Annotated in this window: 10 protein-coding genes and 1 pseudogene; 5 read left to right on the forward strand and 6 right to left on the reverse strand. The window is 65.6% G+C overall.

The window, feature by feature from the left end:
- Window positions 1-135 precede the first annotated feature (135 nt).
- From imuA to PEP31012_RS19105, 5 genes and pseudogenes are all read left to right on the forward strand, one after another.
- Window positions 136-1029 (forward strand): translesion DNA synthesis-associated protein ImuA, encoded by an 894-nt coding sequence (gene imuA, locus PEP31012_RS19085; protein WP_174978308.1) that lies wholly within the window; start codon window positions 136-138, stop codon window positions 1027-1029.
- Window positions 959-2497 (forward strand): Y-family DNA polymerase, encoded by a 1539-nt coding sequence (locus PEP31012_RS19090; protein WP_174978309.1) that lies wholly within the window; start codon window positions 959-961, stop codon window positions 2495-2497. The genes imuA and PEP31012_RS19090 overlap by 71 nt, the downstream gene beginning before the upstream one ends.
- Window positions 2498-2517: 20 nt before the next feature.
- On the forward strand, window positions 2518-5808 hold the full coding sequence (locus PEP31012_RS19095) for an error-prone DNA polymerase (protein ID WP_150590878.1): 3291 nt from the start codon (window positions 2518-2520) through the stop codon (window positions 5806-5808).
- 129 nt (window positions 5809-5937) lie between these two features.
- Window positions 5938-6215, forward strand: a pseudogene (locus PEP31012_RS19100) (type II toxin-antitoxin system RelE/ParE family toxin).
- Between the two features lie 64 nt (window positions 6216-6279).
- Entirely contained in the window at window positions 6280-6591 is a 312-nt protein-coding gene (locus PEP31012_RS19105; RefSeq protein WP_150590879.1) for a HigA family addiction module antitoxin, read from the forward strand.
- A gap of 59 nt (window positions 6592-6650) precedes the next feature.
- Here the strand turns inward: PEP31012_RS19105 and PEP31012_RS19110 are convergent, their stop codons facing one another.
- The 6 genes from PEP31012_RS19110 to PEP31012_RS19140 all read right to left on the reverse strand — a co-directional run bounded on the left by PEP31012_RS19110 (window position 6651) and on the right by PEP31012_RS19140 (window position 15479).
- On the reverse strand, window positions 6651-8021 hold the full coding sequence (locus PEP31012_RS19110; RefSeq protein WP_150590880.1) for a nucleobase:cation symporter-2 family protein: 1371 nt from the start codon (window positions 8019-8021) through the stop codon (window positions 6651-6653).
- A 597-nt stretch (window positions 8022-8618) separates the two neighbouring features.
- A complete protein-coding gene (locus PEP31012_RS19120; protein WP_150590881.1) occupies window positions 8619-10136 on the reverse strand; it encodes an HDOD domain-containing protein in 1518 nt (505 codons plus the stop codon).
- An 18-nt stretch (window positions 10137-10154) separates the two neighbouring features.
- A complete protein-coding gene (locus PEP31012_RS19125; protein ID WP_174978310.1) occupies window positions 10155-11894 on the reverse strand; it encodes a putative bifunctional diguanylate cyclase/phosphodiesterase in 1740 nt (579 codons plus the stop codon).
- A 377-nt stretch (window positions 11895-12271) separates the two neighbouring features.
- Entirely contained in the window at window positions 12272-13000 is a 729-nt protein-coding gene (gene cuyB / locus PEP31012_RS19130; protein ID WP_174978311.1) for a cysteate racemase, read from the reverse strand.
- Window positions 13001-13096: 96 nt separating this feature from the next.
- The gene (locus PEP31012_RS19135; protein ID WP_150590884.1) at window positions 13097-13999 is read right to left on the reverse strand and encodes a transporter substrate-binding domain-containing protein; all 903 of its coding nucleotides are present in this window, start codon (window positions 13997-13999) and stop codon (window positions 13097-13099) included.
- Window positions 14000-14207: 208 nt separating this feature from the next.
- Complete coding sequence (locus PEP31012_RS19140; RefSeq protein WP_150590885.1) at window positions 14208-15479, reverse strand: D-amino acid dehydrogenase; 1272 nt, start codon at window positions 15477-15479, stop codon at window positions 14208-14210.
- Between the last annotated feature and the right edge of the window lie 106 nt (window positions 15480-15585).

Here is a 15585-nt window from a genome sequence, read left to right on the forward strand (position 1 = left end):
CGGTCGATGACGCCCACGGTAGCCGGGCTGGCGTCTGCCCGCAAGCGCGATCACGACGACCGGCAGGGGCGCGGATATTCTGTCAATGGCAGAGGAACTGTTATACTGTACATTCATACAGTATTTGGGTGCGCGATGACCCTGCCGCTTTCCGCCTTGCCTGCCGGGCTGTGGCGCGCCAGTGAACTGGCGCATTGCCACCGTGCTGGCCACACCACCGGCTTTGCCGCGCTCGACGCCGAGCTGCCCGGCGACGGGTGGCCGCATGGCGCGGTGACGGAGTTGCTGAGCGAGCGGCCCGGGATTGGTGAATGGCGGTTGCTGGCCCCGGCATTACGCGATCTTACGCAGGCGGGCCAGCCAGTGATGGTGATTGCGCCGCCGATGCTGCCGTATGCTCCGGCGCTGGCGGGATGGGGGATCGATCTGCGCTGGCTCAGTGTGGTGATGCGTCCGGTGCATTCGGGGCATTCGGCACGTCAGGCGCCTCGGGCGCGCGGCGGGCGCGGTGGGCAAGGCGGGCAGCGCATGAGGGCGGAGGATCGCGACATGCTCTGGTGTGCCGAGCAGGCCCTCAAAAGCGCGTGCTGCGGGGCGGTGCTCACCTGGCTTCCGGCCGCGACGCCGGAGCAGATCCGGCGGCTCCAGGTGGCGGCCGGTGGCGGCGAGACGCTGGCCTGGGTGGTGCGCGGACCCGCCGCCGTCGCGACCGCCTCGGCAGCACCGTTGCGGCTGGGGCTTGTCGTCGGGCAGGGGAGCCGTCTCGGTGTGCAGTTTCACAAGCGTCGCGGGCCGCCCCGTCTCGAACCGCTTTGGCTGACCTTGCCCGCGCCGTATGCGCCTGTCCCGCAACCGGTGACGGGGGCTGACGATGCGCGGCCGGTGCCTGTCCGGTCTGGTCCGGCACCTTCGTCCGCCCCGTCGACGGTGTCTTTGGTTTCTGCTTCCGGAGTCTCGCATGGCCTGCTGGATCGCCCTGCATCTGCCGTATCTGGCGCTCGAGATCGTCTCTCCGCTCACACCGGCTGACGCGCCGACCGACACGACGGTCGTGCTGGCGCAGTCGCGTGTCTGGCAGGCGAGCGAGGCGGCGCAGGCGGCCGGGGTGCAACCCGGCATGCGCCGTGGTGGTGTGCTGGCGTTATTGCCGCAGGCACGATTTCACGATCGCGACGAAGCCGCCGAGACGGTCGCGCTTGAAGCGCTGGCACTGGCCTTGTTGCGCTTCGGCCCTGACGTTGCCATCGCCGCGCCGCAAAGCGTGCTGATCGACGTCGCACCGAGCCTGCGCCTGTTTGGCGGCCTGGCATCGCTGGCAGCGCAGGTGCTCGAAAGTGCCGAGGCGCTCGGGCACCGGGCGTCGTTGGGCATTGCCGTCACGGCCAGCGCGGCGGCGTTGCTCGCGCGTGCGGGCATTCCCTGCGAGCGGCAGTTGCCACCTACGCCGATGGCGTTGCCGCCCGCCCTCGATCCCCTCTCGGTGGTCTGGCTGCCCGAGGCGCAGCCGTGGCTCGACTGGCTCGCGCAAATCGGTTGTGCGACGTTGGGCGAACTGCGCGCGCTGCCTGCCGCGGGCGTGAGGCGCCGCTGCGGCGCGGCATTGCCCGCCGCGCTTTCCCGGGCCTATGGCCAGACGCCGGAAGCGCCGGTCTGGTATCGCGCGCCGCCGCATTTCGAGGCGGTGCTGCCGCTGCCGTCGCTCACGCATGACGTGGATGTGCTGCTCTTCGGGCTGCGCCGTCTGCTCGTCCAGCTCACGGGATGGCTTGCCGCCGGGCAACTGGCCACGCGCGCGCTCACGCTGGTGCTCGAGCACGAGCCGCTTGGGCGGCAAACGCTGGCACCGACGCGTTTCGACATCCGCCTTGCCGAAGCGAGTGCGGCGCCCGCGCACTTGCTGTCGTTGTGCAAGGAGCGGCTGGCCCGCTCGCCGCTGGTGGCCCCGGTGCTGACGTTGCGGCTCGATGTCACGCAGACGGCTCACCATGTGCCGCAAAGCGGCTCGCTCCTGCCGGAGCCGGGACGCGCCCGGCAGGATTTTGTGCAACTGATGGAGCGTGTGGCAGCGCGGCTGGGCGACGAACAGGTGCGGCGTCTGCAGGTGCGCGGCGATCATCGGCCCGAGGCGGCGTTCGTCAGCCTGCCGTATGGGGCGCCTGGCAGTCCCGCCCATGCCTCCCACGGCACGACGTCCGGCACGACGTCCAGCGCGGGGCGCCATCTGCCCGATGGCGAGGGCTCGTTGCCGCCGCGTCCGGTGTGGCTGCTCGATGCGCCGCAGCGCCTTGGTGTGCGCGAGGAGCGTCCGTGGCGGCGGGGGCCATTGCAACTGGTGAGTGGTCCTGAGCGTATCGAAGCCGGCTGGTGGGAGCCGGGCACCGTCACGCGCGACTACTTCATTGTGGCCGATACCACGGGGGCATTGCTGTGGGTGTTTCGTGAGCGGCCCGTGAATGGGGCGGATGCCGCCTGGTACTTGCATGGCCTGTTCGGTTGAGTCCGGCGGGCCCGTGTGTGATGAATATCGACGACTTCCTGCCGTGGCAAGGCCCGACCGAAGGGCTGGCCGCCAATGACGCGCGAGCCGATGCCGCCGGCGCCGATCCGCGTGCCGCCGACGACGGCAGTCTGCCGGCCTATGCCGAACTGCACTGCCTGTCGAATTTCTCGTTTCAGCGCGGGGCGTCGCATCCGGAGGAACTGATCGCGCGGGCCGCGCACCTGGGCTACACCGCGCTGGCGATTACCGACGAGTGTTCGCTGGCCGGTGTCGTTCGCGCGCTGGCCGAGGCGGTGCAGCATCCGTCGGTGTCGTTGATCGTGGGCAGTGAGTTTCGTCTGACGCCCGAGGACACGGCATCCGCGCTGGGCCGCGTGCATCTGGTCGCGCTTGCGCAGCATCGCGAAGGCTACGGCAATCTCTCCGAGATGATTACACTCGGTCGCATGCGCGGCCCAAAGCGCGGTTATCGGCTGCATGCGCGAGACTTCAGCGCGCCGGGCGCCGGACAGGCGCATCTGCGTGGTCTGCCAGGATGCCTGATGGTCCTGGTGCCGGAGGCCGGGGCGAGTCCCGAGTGCACGCTGGCCCAAACCCGCTGGGCGGCGCAGACGTTCGGCGAAGGGCGCGTGTGGCTTGCGCTCGAACGCCGTCACCGAGCCGACGACGACGCGCATCTGGCCCGGCTGCGCGCGATCTCCGCCGAGTGCAACGTGCCGCTCGTCGCCACCGGCCATGTCCTCATGCACGTGCGCTCGCGCAAGCCGCTGCAGGACACCCTGACCGCCATTGGGCTGGGCAAGCCGGTGCAGGCTTGCGGGTTGGCGCTTGCCGCCAATGCAGAGCAGCATTTGCGTACGCGACTGCGGCTCGCATGGCTCTATCCACCGGACGCTCTGGCGCAAACGATCGCCATCGCGTCGCGTTGTCATTTCGATCTGCGCAGTCTGCGTTACGAGTATCCAGAGGAGCTGGTGCCCGCCGGGCATACGCCGGTGACGTATTTGCATCAGGAAGTCGAGGCCGGGGCGGCGCAGCGCTATCCGAACGGGGTGCCGCAGAAGGTGCGTCAGCTCCTCAAGAGCGAACTGGCGCTGATCCGGGAGCTGGAGTATGAGCCGTATTTTCTGACGGTCTACGACATCGTGCGTTTTGCCCGCAGCCAGAACATTCTGTGTCAGGGGCGTGGGTCGGCGGCCAACTCGGCGGTGTGCTATTGCCTGGGGATCACGGCCGTCAATCCCGACGAGGTGCAGGTGCTGTTCGGGCGGTTTCTGTCGAAGGAGCGCAACGAGCCACCCGATATCGATGTGGACTTCGAGCATCAGCGTCGCGAAGAGGTGATCCAGTACATCTACGACAAGTACGGCAACGACCGGGCGGCGCTGGCCGCGACGGTGATTTCGTATCGCATGCGCAGTGCGGTGCGCGACACGGGGCGGGCGCTGGGCATCGATCTGTCGATTGTCGAGCAGGTCGCACAGAGTCAGCAGTGGTGGGACGGTCGCGAGAATCTGCTCGCGCGCATGGCGGCGCAGGGGTTGTCGCCCGACGCGCCGACCACGCGGTTATGGGCCGATCTGGTCGCGCGGCTGATTGGCTTTCCCCGGCATTTGTCGCAGCACGTGGGCGGCTTCGTGATTTCGCGCGACAAGCTCTCGCGACTGGTGCCGATTGCGCCGGCGGCAATGGACAAGCGTTACGTCATTCAGTGGGACAAGGACGATATCGAGACGCTCAAGCTGCTCAAGGTCGACGTGCTGGCGCTTGGCATGCTGAGCGCGTTGCGCCGCACGCTCGATCTGCTGGGGGAATGGCGTGGCGAGCCGATCTCGCTGGCGGACATCCCGCGCGACGATCCGGCGACATACGGCATGATTCGTCGCGCCGATACCGTCGGTGTCTTCCAGATCGAATCGCGTGCGCAGATGAGCATGTTGCCGCGTCTGAAGCCGGACAGGTTCTACGACCTGGTGATCGAGGTGGCGATTGTGCGCCCGGGGCCGATTCAGGGCGGGATGGTGCATCCGTATCTGCGTCGCAAGCAGGGCAAGGAGGCGGTGGTCTATCCGCGCGAGGAGATCAAGGCCGCGCTCGAGCGCACGCTGGGCGTGCCGATTTTTCAGGAACAGGTGATGCAGATCGCGATGATCGCCGCCGATTTCTCGGCCGGCGACGCCGATCAGTTGCGTCGTTCGATGGCGGCCTGGAAGCGCAAGGGCGGGCTCGAGAAATTCCAGACCCGCATCGTCGACGGGATGCTGAAAAACGGCTATCCGCGCGAGTTTGCCGAGGCCATCTGCCGCCAGATCGAGGGCTTTGGCGAGTACGGTTTTCCGGAGAGCCATGCGGCAAGCTTCGCGCTGCTCGCCTATGCGAGTGCGTGGCTCAAATGCCATGCGCCGGAGATGTTCCTGTGCGGGTTGCTCAACAGTTTGCCGATGGGATTCTATTCGGCGTCGCAGTTGGTGCAGGATGCCCGGCGGCATCGTGTCGAGGTGCGGCCGGTCGACGTTTGCGTGAGCGATGTCGAGTCGCGTCCCGAGGCGCGCATCGGGCGCTATGGCAACGCCCGCCGGCCAGCGGTGCGACTGGGGCTGTCGCTGGTCAAGGGCCTGTCCGACGACGGGGCGCGGGCGATCGAGCGTGCGCGTCGTCAGCGGCCGTTGACCGACATCGACGACCTGACGGCGCGGGCCGCGTTGTCGCGTCGGGATCTCGACGCCCTGGCGGCCGCCGACGCGCTGTCGGCGTTGCTTGGCGGCCGGCGGCAGGCGCGCTGGACGGTCGCCGCATGGCAGCCGCCCACGCCGCTGCTCGGGGCGACGGTCTTGCGCGACGCGGCGCCGGGCAGTGCCGACGAGCAGGTGGCACTGCCGCCGATGCCCGAGGGGCAGGACATCGTGGCCGATTACGCGAGCACGGGGCTGACGCTGCGGCGTCACCCGCTGCTGCTGTTGCGCGAGACGCTCACCCGGATGCGGGTGCGAACGGCGAAGGAATTGCAGACCGAGGGCGTACACGGGCGCCGGGTGCGCACGGCGGGTATCGTGACGGGGCGGCAGCGTCCGGGCACGGCCAATGGCACGGTTTTCGTTTCGCTGGAAGACGAAACGGGCGTCATCAACGTGATCGTCTGGCCCGATCTGGTCGAGTCGCAGCGCAAGGCGTTGCTGGCGTCGTCCTTGCTGGGGGTGGAAGGGGTATGGCAACGCGAGGAGCGTGTGACCCATCTGGTAGCCCATCGACTGGTCGATCTCTCGTCGATGCTCGGCGAACTCACGATCTCGAGTCGGAATTTTCACTAAGGAGTCTTCGATAGGATGGGGTGTCTCCGGCCCCCCGCCATGCGTGGACCTCGCCCCTCATCATTGACGTGACTGGCGCCTCGCTTTACCATTGGCGCTATGCGTTAATAACGCATTGCGTTATTAGTTGTGATTGAAGATTTCAAATGCAGAGAGACAGCGTTGTTGTTCAACGGATGCCGGGTGAAGCGCTGGCGCGCGGTCGAAGCGGCTGCCATTCGCAAGCTTCAGCAATTACATGCCGCCGCGACACTCGCTTTCTTGCGCGCACCACCGGGTAACCGGCTCGAGGCGCTGCAAGGAAATCGCCTGGGGCAGTACAGCATTCGTATCAACGATCAGTGGCGCTTTGTTTTCGCTACGACGCAGGCAACGCCTCTGACGTCGAGATCGTGGATTACCACTGATCGGATGGGGGGGGCGCGTTCCGATAATTCTGCGGATTCTGCTACAGGTCGACGGAGGCCGAAGATGACCCGACAAGTACCCCTGGCGACGCCGGGCGAGATTCTGGCGCAGGACTGGCTGGGCCCGATGGGGCTTTCTCAATATGCGCTGGCGAAGGCCATCGATGTGCCGCCTCGCCGCATCAACGAAATCGTTCTGGGCAAGCGCGCGATTACCGTGGATACGGCGCTGCGTCTGGGGGCGTTCTTCGGCGTGGATGCGCAGAGCTGGCTCAATCTGCAAAACCAGTACGATGCCGAGATCGCCCGCGCCAACATGGCCGACGTGCTGCGCGACATCAAGCGCCGTGCCCGGGGGCTTCTCGCCGCCGCGTGAAGCGCCCCCACGACACGTCAGCCGGCGCTGTCACGCGCCGACAGACGTCTCGCCGGTGCTCAATGCGCGGTGTCGGCCTGTTTGCCGGCCGCTTGTGCGAGGGCGCTCGCTTCGGCTTCGCTGCGCAAGCCGTTGAAGTGCGCATTGAGCAGCACCGCGCTGATCGACGCGAGCAGAATGCCGCTGTGGAAGAACGGGGCAAGCGCGTGCGGCAGTTTCATGAAGAACTTGTCCGACGCCACCGGAATCATCCCCACACCAATACTGATCGCGATGATGTACAGGTTGTAGCGATTCTTCGAGAGATCCACCGTCGAGAGAATCTTCACCCCCGTGGCCGTCACCATGCCGAACATCACGATGCCCGCACCCCCCAGCACGAACTGCGGCACCGACGCCACCACGTGCGCCACCTTCGGAAACAAGCCCAGCACGATCAGGATCAAGCCGCCCATCGCGCACACCCAGCGACTCTTCACACCGGTCACACCCACCAGCCCAACGTTCTGCGAAAACGAGGTGTACGGGAACGTGTTGAAAATGCCGCCGATCATCGTGCCCAGCCCGTCGACGCGCAAGCCGCGCACCAGCGTCTTCCTGTCGACTGGCCGGCCGACGATGTCGCCCACCGCCAGGAACATGCCGGTCGATTCGATGAAGGTCACGAGCATGACCAGCGTCATCGTCGCGATGGCAATCGGGTCAAAGTGCGGCACACCGAAATGGAACGGCACGACGAAGCCGAACCACGGCGCGTCGGACACGCCCGCAAACGACACCTTGCCAAGCGCCATCGCCACGATCGTGCCGAACAGAATGCCCAGCAGCACCGCAATGTTCGCAAAGAAACCGCGAACGTACTTGGTGATGAACAGAATGCACAGCAGCACGGCGAACGACACGCCCAGATAGAGCGGATTGCCGTAGTCGGGATTGCCGAAACCGCCCGCCGCCCAGTTGATGCCCACGCCCATGAGCGAGATGCCGATCACCGTGATGACGGTGCCGGTCACCACGGGTGGGAAGAGCCGCAGCAGCTTGCCAATGAGCGGCGCGATCAGTATGCCGATCAGGCCCGAGGCAATGGTTGCGCCATAGATGTCGAGCAATCCGAGATCGGGATTCGTGCCGATGGCGATCATCGGTGTGACGGCGGTAAACGTCACCCCCATCATGATGGGCAGACGCAGGCCGAAGATCCACAGGCCGAGCGTCTGGATCAGGGTCGCGATCCCGCAGGCGAACAGATCGGCGTTGATCAGGAACGCAACCTGATCAACCGACATCCTGAGCGCGCCGCCAATGATCAGCGGCACCGCCACCGCCCCCGCATACATCACCAGCACGTGTTGCAGGCCCAGCGTGAACAACTTGGGGAGCGGCAGGCGCTCGTCGACCGGATGCACCGGTGCAGCAGCAGATTGCGTCATGTCTTCTCCTGGTCCGACGGTACGAATTGATTGACAGGGTGGAACCGAGCGTAAATTTTTTATCGGGCCGCAGCGAGTGCCGTCAAAAAGCCGCGCGGCCGGTCGAGCGGGCGTCGTGATCGGCCGTCGGCGCGCCGTCACGGAGAAAAACTGAGGCATCGTGACAGAGTACGCCTGTCGGCGCGGCAGCGGTCGACGGGCTGGAAAGCCTTATGCCATAAGGGGGAAGCGCCGCGGGTCGCGGTCGATGAAGCCGGGTGGGGAGCGATGGGGCGTGTGCGAATCGTCCAGCGTCACGCGGCGGGCGTCGGCCAGTTGCTGAGGATCATATCGAATCCGCAATACTAAAGATTGTGGCTGGCATATGAATCGCGGAGACACCTGGACACCGAGACACCGAGACACCGAGACACCGAGACACCGAGACACCGAGACACCGAGACGCCGAGATGCCGAGATGCCGAGATGCCGAGATGCCGAGATGCCGAGATGCAGAGATGCAGAGAAGCCGAGACGCCAAGACGCCAAGACGCCAAGACGCCAAGACGCCAAGACGCCAAGACGCGGAAACGCCTTAATGCCGAGAGGTCGATCGACTCAGCGTCCGCCGGTCGTGCCGGAGACCTTGCGGGTGAGCATGTCGCTGGTGTTGGTGCCATTGCCGACATGGCCCGCGCCGACATTCTGCTGCGCCATGCTCTCGAGCTTGCTGGAGATCTCGTTGCCCATGTGCTGGAGGAATTCCAGCTCCTTGGCGCCGATGCCTCCCGCACACAGTGCGCCGCCCCAGTCGCCGTAAAGCAGCGCCACGGTCTGGTTGCGTTGGCGAACCGGCAGCAGGAAGAACGACTTCACGTTCGAGAAATGCTCACGGTGCCACAGCGGAATGCGCGGCACGATTCGCGGCTCACGGGCGTTGTCGATCAGGATCGCACGACCGTTGGTCAGTGCCAGATGAAAGACATCGGGCTCGAAGGCTTCGGGGAACGACAGGCCGAGCGCGGGCTGCACGTCGCGACCGATGCCGAAGCGCATCTCGAACGACTTGTTCGCCGGCACGCGTACGAAGGCCGCGCAGTTGGCGAAGCCCAGCGACTGCATGATCGCTTCGAGCGTCAGGTTGAGCAGGCCGACGGCGTCGGTCTCGCCGGTGGCAGCCCGCACTTCCGATAGGCCGTCCGCCAGACGCCGCGCCGAGTCCAGCGGCTTGCCCGCCGGTGGCAGGCGCGCGCTCGACGCCCCGGTGCTGATCGCAATGAATTCCTGGTGGCTCGTGTCGCGCGCCATTTCCTCGCCCACGGACACCACGTCTCTCACGTCCAGGGCGAGACGGTCGGCATAGCGCTCCGCCAGCTCGGCCAGGCGCTCGGGGTCGGCCCCGCGCGTGAGTTCCGTCACCATCTCGTTGGACATGTTCGCCACGGCACACAGCCAGTCGGCGTGTGAGAGCGGGGCATCGCCTTCGAGGTCGATCGGACGCATGCTCGTCGCGATCGACTCCGGCAAGCCCCACTTGCGCGCCGCTGCTTCGGCCAACTCGGGAAACGAGATGGCCAGCACCTGTTCGCAGGCGTCGCTGTCGCTGATGCCTTGCTCGGCGGCGAGGGCCTGGATTTCGCCCCATTCAGCCGGAAAGCAATAAGTCACGAGCAGCCGTGCGACATGGTGGAGCAAGGTACAGACCACGGCTTCTTCGCCGTCGCGAATGCCGTTCTTGGCCGTGATGTCGCGGGCGAACGCCCCGGCGAGCGTCGCGCGGGCGAGTTCGCGGGCCATGTCGTCGCGCCGTGCGGCGACTTCGCTGAAGCCCTCGAGCAGCTTCAGGCTCAGGGCGAGGTGACCAATCGTGTCGACGCCCAGAATCATGATCGCGCGCGAGACCGTCGTCACGTTGCAGCCGAATGGCGCATACATGGCGGAATTGGCCAGTCGGATCACTTTCTGCGTGAGGGCGAAATCGGAGAGTACCGACGCCGCGAGATCGGCGGTGCTCGTGTTCTCGCTTTGCATGGCGCTCACGATGCCGGTGACGGAGCGCTGCAGCGACGGAAACTCGCCGCGCTCGGCCAGGCGCTGCCACAGTAGTTCGAGCGTTTTTTCTTTGGTAAGGCTCATGGTAGCGGGGTTATCCGGTCAATGGCCGGCTTCCACGTTGAGACGCCCGCTCGCAAAGGCCGCCTCCAGTTCTCCCGCAGGCAAGGCTTTCGACACCAGCCAGCCTTGGATCGAATGGCAGCCGCGCTCGATCAGCATCTGCCGCTGTTCTTCCGTCTCGACACCTTCGGCGACCGCCGACAGCCCCAGCTCGCGCGCCAGTCCCAGGACGGCGGTCACAATCGTACGGTCGTTCGATGACGTAGGCATGTCTTTCACGAAGCTGCGGTCGATCTTGAGCGCGGAGAGCGGGAACCGCTTGAGGTATCCCAGGCTCGAGTACCCTGCGCCGAAATCGTCGACAGAAAAGCGCACGCCCAGCGTTTGCAACTCGCGCAGCACCAGATTGGCCTGCTCGGGGTCGCGCATGAGCACGCTCTCGGTAATTTCGAGCACCAGCCGGTGTCCCTCCACCCCGGAATCGGCAATCGCTTGCCAAACCAGACTCGGGAACGACGGATGGTGAAATTGCTGCGCCGAGACATTGACCGACATGTACAGCCCGTCGAGCCGGGTGCGATCCCAGCGCGCGAGTTGCATGCAGGCCGCGCGTAACGCCCAGCCGCCCAGCAGGTTGATCAGGCCATTGGCTTCGGCCAGCGGAATGAATTCGGCGGGCGAGACCGGGCCGAGCGTCGGATGCCAGCGCATGAGTGCCTCGACACCCTTCACGTTCAGTGAAATCGGATCGCAGATCGGCTGGTAATGCAGGCTGAATTCGCCGTTGTGAATCGCCTCGAACATCGCCGATTCAAGCGAGAACGCCTTGCGATGCAGGTCGCCCAGATCGTCCGTATAGACGAACAGGCCGTTACGGCCGCGATCCTTGGCGCAATACATGGCGGTGTCGGCGTGCTTGATGAGCAGGCCCGACGAGTCGCCATGCCGGGGATAAAACGACACGCCGATGCTTGTGGTGAGATGCAGCAACTGGTCGCCGACCTGGAACGGTTGCTGCACGGCCGAGAGCAGGCGCTTCATGATGCCGCCGAGTGCCTGTTCGTCGTCGCAGCCGGGCAGCACGAGCACGAACTCGTCGCCGCCCATGCGCGCGGCCATGTCCGTCTCACGGATCTGCGCGACCAGGCGTTGGCCGGCGTCGCGCAGCAGTTGATCGCCCACGTCGTGGCCAAGCGAGTCGTTGACCTTCTTGAAACCGTCCAGATCGAGCAGAGCGACGGCAAAGTTCGGCCCGCCGTCACGGGCGTGCTGGATGGCGTCGACGATGCATTGGTGAATGTACTGACGATTCCCCAACCCAGTCACCGCATCGCGCACGGCCAGATCCGACAGGCGCGCTTCGTTTTCCTTGAAGGCGGTGATGTCCTCACCGTGCACGACGAACGTGGCGCTCGCACCGGCGATACGGGGGGTGAACTGGGCAATGCGCAGACGCATCCAGACGCGGTCGGTCAGACCGCGCAGCAGGCGAACCGTGCACTGCTGGGGACCGAGCATCTGGGCAGCGGAGAAAGCGTCCTGCAGCACCGGCACATCTTCGATGCCGGTCAGCTCGAAGAGCGTGGCGTGGTCGACATACTCGCGGGAATACTCGAGCAGGCGCAGGGAAGCTTCGGCAATGAAAAGGAAACGGCCGTCGGCTGTCACATGCGCCGAGAGTCCGCCGGTCAGCTCGATCAGCGCCCGGGACAATGCCGGGGCCGGCGCCGCGGCATGGGCCTCGGCAATTGCCGTTGCCAGGGTCGAGGGTTCGACCAAGGGGACGCCGGCGGGGAGTCGATCTGAACTCATTGTTGTTGTCTGTGCATGCATCACGTCGAGCGCGCTGCGGCCCATGTGTTTCCCCGTTCAGGCAAAGGCGCTCATGGCCGAACCTTGGTCCGGCAGGTGTCCGATGGATTGTGGGCCATTATAACGAAAGACGCCAGCGATTTTGGTAGCGGGAATCCCCGATTCATGCCGCTTTCCACACGTTTTCCCGCGTAGGCTTTTTTCTGACAAGACAATGGGGGGTTATGCCTGCATGGCAACTGGCATACGGCGGATATTTCCCCGGAATCGCCCGTCATTTGGCACGTCTGCACATCGGGGTACCCGCCCGCGCGACTTTCCCGCGGGCGGACGGCAAAGGGGGATCAAGCCTGCGCGGGCGTCTCGTGGGCGAGCGACCAGGCGATACAGGCACGCGCGAGGGCGGCCGAGGCGTCCAGGCCGAAGCGACCCAGCGGTGTTTCACAGGTGGCCAGCGCTACCGGAATTTCGGTGCACCCAAGAATGACGCGTTGCGCGCCGGCCGCCAGCAGCGGCTCCATCGCCATGGCGAGCGCCTCGCCGCCGCGGCGACTCTCCCCGGCCTTCGTGAGCCGGATGCCTTCGTTCACAAGCGCCTGGTGCGCCAGCGGTTCGGCAACCTGAACGAAACGATAGCCCAGCGCTTCGAGCCGTGGCCGGTACACGTTGGCGTGATGGGTGCCTTCGGTGGCCATCAGGCCGATGGGGGCGCCGGGCGCGACGCATTGGGACAGCTCGCCCGCGACGGCTTCGACCACGTCGAGCACGGGCAGCCGGGTGCGATGACGCAGTGCATCAAGCCAGGCGTGGGCCGTGTTGCAGGCAATGGCGATGCAGCCGACGCCGGACTGTTCCAGGGCGTGAACGCCGTCGAGCATGCCGTCGAGCGGCGATGCGCCATCGCGCAGTAGCGCCTCGGTGCGGTCGGGAATCTGGGGAACCGAGTAGAGAATGAACGGGATGTGATCCTGATCGCGGTGGGCCGGATGTTGATCGACGATCTTGCGGCAGAGGTCGATGCCGGCGGCGGGGCCCATACCGCCAAGGATGCCTAGCGTGGCGTGCGAATTCATGGTGATGGCCATCAGCGGTAACACGGGAACAGCAAGCGTCGGGATCGCGCGGTGCGCAGGGGCCGTGGCCCCTGCGCACCGCGGCGTCCGACAGGATCAGTCGTAAGCCTTGGTGATCGGATCCTTGAACATGGTGCGCATTTCTGCCGTCATCGGGTAGTTCATGTTCTGGTTCTTCGGCGGAACCGGTTGCGTGAACCACTTGTTGTACAGCTTCTCCATCTCGCCGGACTTCTCCATGTTGCCGATGACCGTGTCCACGACCTTCGTGAACGCCGGATCATCGCGGCGCAGCATGCACGCATAGTTTTCGAACTGGAGGTTCGGGCCGACGACTTCGTAGCCCTTGGCTTCGTCGCTCGACAGGGCGGCGCGCTGGCCGTAGAGCAGCGGCTCATCCATCACGAAGGCGACGGCGCGGCCTTGCTTGACGGTCAGGAAGCCGTCCGAGTGCTCCTTCGTCTGAATCAGGTTGAAACCGATCTCGGCCTTCTTGCCCGAGAGAATCCGGTCGGCGGTCGTGCCGGCGGTCGTCGCGATCGTCTTGCCCTTCAAGCTGTTCAGGTCGGTGATGCCCGAGCCCGTCTTGGCAATCATCTTGATCGAGTACAGGAAGATGTTGTGCGAGAAGCCCACTTGCTTCGCGCGCTCGAACGTGTGCGTGGTCGAGCCGCATTCCAGATCGATCGTGCCGTTCTGCATCAGCGCGATACGGTTCTGCGACGTGATCGGCGTCTCCGTGACCTTCAGGTTCGGCAGGTTCAGGTCTTTCTTGACGGCGTCGACGATCTTGAGCGCGATGTCCTGCGAGTAGCCGATCGTCTTGCCCGAGTTGTCCGTGTACGAGAACGGAATCGACGACTCGCGCACCCCGAGAGCGATCACGCCGGTGTCTTTGATCTTCTTGAGCGTGCCGGTCAGTTCCTGTGCACTCGCGGTGTGCGCGAACAGGGCGGCGGCAGCGCTGACGAGCAGCAGGGGAGCAAACAGCTTCTTCATGGTCTCTGTCCTATCGGAAGTGAATGGCACGGTGGTCCGCGCCGTTGGTATGTCAACTGCCAAAAACACTGATACAACCACAACCCGTCACGTCATCGCGTCGGTCCCCGCGCAAGTGACGCGCCGTAACACCCGGCGTCGCGCCGCGTCATGGGGCGCCATGACGACCATCGGCCCGGGGGGGCCGGCTATGTTCAATCACCGCGACTCATGCGGCCAGCCGGGCAAACCCTGCCAGATCGACGGCGGGACGCTTGCCGTCGATGGCGTCGGCGATCACGCGCGCCGCGCCCATCGACAGGGTGAAGCCCAACCCGCCATGGCCAACGTTCAGCCACAGATTGCCCAGCGTGTTCGCACGCTGGAGAATCGGGCGGCCGTGCGGCGTGGCCGGCCGCATGCCGGTCCATTCCAGTGGCGCATGCGCGCCGCCCAACGCGGGGAACAGCCCCGCCGAGAGCGTGCGCAGTGCCTGGATGCGCCGGGCCGCGATGCGGTAGTCGTAACCCACCAGATCGGCCATGCCCGCCACGCGCAGATGCTCGCCGAGGCTGGCGTAGACGACCTTGTTGTCGGCATCCGTCACCGACACCTGCGGGCGCGCGTCGGCCGGGGCGTCGCGATACGTCAGGCTGTAGCCCTTGAGCGGATACAGCGACACCGACTCGCCGACCTTGCGCAGCAACGGCATGGCGGCCAGGCCGTTGGCAACGACGCAGGCATCGACCGCCACGTCGCCCATGCGTGTGCGAACCGAGTGCACTGTGCCGCCGCGCACGTCGAAGCCGGTCACTTCGCGCTCATACAGCAGCTTGCCGTCGGCGTGTGCGCCGACGAGCCGCGCCAGTTCCCGGCACAACGACTGGCAGTCCCCCGTGCCTTCGCCCGGTGTGTGAATCCCGCCGGCCAGCTCGCCGGCGATCTTCGCCAGGGCAGGCTCCAGCGTGGCGCATGTCGCGGCGTCCACACGTCGCTGCGGGTAGCCGAGGTCATTGGCCAGCTCGAGCGAGCGCTCGGCGGCGGCAAGCTTGTGCGCGTCGCGGTACACCACGAGCTTGCCACTCAGGCGGTAATCGAACGACACCGATTCCCGCGCCAGAAATTCCTGCATCACCGCACGGCTGTGCAGGCCGAGCGAGAGCAAACGCAACGTGGAGCTGGCGTTCGCCTGCGCATTGCAATGCTTGACGAATTCGATCGACCAGCGCCAGAAGTCCGGATCGAACGACGGCTTGATCCTCAGTGGCCCCGTGCGCGAAAACAGCAGCGAAGGCAGTTGCGAGAGGACGCCGGGGGCCGCCAGCGGCGACACGTACCCGTAGCTCAGTTGGCCACCGTTGGCGAAACTGGTCGCCAGACCCGGCCCGTGTCCGGCGTCGATGACCGTAACCGCGTGGCCCGCACGAAGCAACTGATACGCGCTGGTGAGGCCGACGATGCCCGCCCCGATGACTCCAATATGCATAGCGATGAATGACAACGAAAAACACCTGGGAATGCAAGGCCAGAAAAATAGTCGGCGGGAGGGCGAGGACCTCGCGGCAGTTCTTCTACACAACCTTTGCTACGCAGTGTAGGGCGAGAAA

The organism is Pandoraea eparura (assembly GCF_902459725.1).
In the GTDB taxonomy this organism is placed as follows: Bacteria; Pseudomonadota; Gammaproteobacteria; order Burkholderiales; family Burkholderiaceae; genus Pandoraea; species Pandoraea eparura.

Excerpts from the sequence above, each read along its gene's own strand:
- imuA (WP_174978308.1), top strand. The coding sequence starts at position 136 with ATGACCCTGCCGCTTTCCGCCTTGCCTGCCGGGCTGTGGCGCGCCAGT.
- PEP31012_RS19090 (WP_174978309.1), top strand. The coding sequence starts at position 959 with ATGGCCTGCTGGATCGCCCTGCATCTGCCGTATCTGGCGCTCGAGATC.
- PEP31012_RS19095 (WP_150590878.1), top strand. The coding sequence starts at position 2,518 with ATGAATATCGACGACTTCCTGCCGTGGCAAGGCCCGACCGAAGGGCTG.
- PEP31012_RS19105 (WP_150590879.1), top strand. The coding sequence starts at position 6,280 with ATGACCCGACAAGTACCCCTGGCGACGCCGGGCGAGATTCTGGCGCAG.
- PEP31012_RS19110 (WP_150590880.1), bottom strand. The coding sequence starts at position 8,021 with ATGACGCAATCTGCTGCTGCACCGGTGCATCCGGTCGACGAGCGCCTG.
- PEP31012_RS19120 (WP_150590881.1), bottom strand. The coding sequence starts at position 10,136 with ATGAGCCTTACCAAAGAAAAAACGCTCGAACTACTGTGGCAGCGCCTG.
- cuyB (WP_174978311.1), bottom strand. The coding sequence starts at position 13,000 with ATGAATTCGCACGCCACGCTAGGCATCCTTGGCGGTATGGGCCCCGCC.
- PEP31012_RS19135 (WP_150590884.1), bottom strand. The coding sequence starts at position 13,999 with ATGAAGAAGCTGTTTGCTCCCCTGCTGCTCGTCAGCGCTGCCGCCGCC.